The organism is Mesorhizobium sp. M2C.T.Ca.TU.002.02.1.1 (genome assembly GCF_003997225.1).
Map to the genome: position 1 here is coordinate 1 of NZ_RZTO01001487.1, position 520 is coordinate 520.

The window sequence follows — 520 nt, forward strand, 5'->3', positions numbered from 1 at the left end:
TCGGTTCGTGGTCGGCTATCTCCCCAGCGGCGGCCTGCTCGGCGACGTCGATCTCAGCACCAACCGCCTGTCGTCGATCCTGGACCTGTTTCCCGGCTGAGGGTTTGCGCGTCGTTCCAAGTGTGCGCTTGACCATGCATGCAGGTTTGTAGCGTGATGGCAGCTGATCGATTCACATCGATCCGGTAGGAATCCTCTTGCGCCTCGGCGTCGTGAAACCGCGAACGACACCACACCCAGGATTGGACGCTTGATGAACGACCTCCCCCGAACACTTGCAGCGGACTCGCTCGGGCCAACCGTGACGATCGGAGAAATCCTGGTAGAGATCGTCGCGAGGCAGACGGGCACCGGCTTCCGGCAACCTATCGACCTCATTGGTCCCTTTCCGAGCGGCGCGCCCGCCATCTTCATCGATCAATGCGCACGTATGGGCGGAGCGGCCGCAATGGTGGGCGTGGTCGGCGACGACGATTTCGGCGTCGTCAACATGGAGCGCCTGAAGCGGGACGGCGTAGAC

The 520-nt window shown here is 62.5% G+C and carries 1 pseudogene; it reads left to right on the plus strand.

The features are described from left to right. Positions 1-253: 253 nt before the first annotated feature. Positions 254-520, plus strand: a pseudogene (locus EOD07_RS36895) (sugar kinase); the annotation flags it as partial.